Here is a 1,240-nt window from a genome sequence, read left to right as displayed (position 1 = left end):
TTTTTTAATTTTTAGTTTGGTTAAGTTAGAAAGGGCGCACGGTGGATGCCTTGACACTAGGAGTCGATGAAGGACGGGACTAACGCCGATATGCTTCGGGGAGCTGTAAGTAAGCTTTGATCCGAAGATTTCCGAATGGGGAAACCCACCATACGTAATGGTATGGTATCCTTATCTGAATACATAGGGTAAGGAAGACAGACCCAGGGAACTGAAACATCTAAGTACCTGGAGGAAGAGAAAGCAAATGCGATTTCCTGAGTAGCGGCGAGCGAAACGGAACATAGCCCAAACCAAGAGGCTTGCCTCTTGGGGTTGTAGGACATTCTATACGGAGTTACAAAGGAACGAGGTAGACGAAGCGACCTGGAAAGGTCCGTCGTAGAGGGTAACAACCCCGTAGTCGAAACTTCGTTCTCTCTTGAATGTATCCTGAGTACGGCGGAACACGTGAAATTCCGTCGGAATCTGGGAGGACCATCTCCCAAGGCTAAATACTCCCTAGTGATCGATAGTGAACCAGTACCGTGAGGGAAAGGTGAAAAGCACCCCGGAAGGGGAGTGAAAGAGATCCTGAAACCGTGTGCCTACAAATAGTCAGAGCCCGTTAACGGGTGATGGCGTGCCTTTTGTAGAATGAACCGGCGAGTTACGATCCCGTGCGAGGTTAAGCTGAAGAGGCGGAGCCGCAGCGAAAGCGAGTCTGAATAGGGCGTTTAGTACGTGGTCGTAGACCCGAAACCAGGTGATCTACCCATGTCCAGGGTGAAGTTCAGGTAACACTGAATGGAGGCCCGAACCCACGCACGTTGAAAAGTGCGGGGATGAGGTGTGGGTAGCGGAGAAATTCCAATCGAACCTGGAGATAGCTGGTTCTCCCCGAAATAGCTTTAGGGCTAGCCTTAAGTGTAAGAGTCTTGGAGGTAGAGCACTGATTGGACTAGGGGTCCTCATCGGATTACCGAATTCAGTCAAACTCCGAATGCCAATGACTTATCCTTAGGAGTCAGACTGCGAGTGATAAGATCCGTAGTCAAAAGGGAAACAGCCCAGACCGCCAGCTAAGGTCCCAAAGTGTGTATTAAGTGGAAAAGGATGTGGAGTTGCTTAGACAACTAGGATGTTGGCTTAGAAGCAGCCACCATTTAAAGAGTGCGTAATAGCTCACTAGTCGAGTGACTCTGCGCCGAAAATGTACCGGGGCTAAATACACCACCGAAGCTGCGGATTGATACCGAAT

The 1,240-nt window shown here is 49.5% G+C and carries 1 rRNA gene; it reads left to right on the top strand.

What is annotated here, in order from left to right:
• Nucleotides 1–18: 18 nt before the first annotated feature.
• Nucleotides 19–1,240: ribosomal RNA gene (locus F3I02_RS10525) — 23S ribosomal RNA — on the top strand; the annotation flags it as partial.

This window comes from Bacillus sp. SRB3LM, from assembly GCF_015712745.1.
GTDB lineage: Bacteria > Bacillota > Bacilli > Bacillales > Bacillaceae_G > Bacillus_A > Bacillus_A thuringiensis_K.
This window is presented reverse-complemented; position numbering and strand designations above follow the sequence as displayed.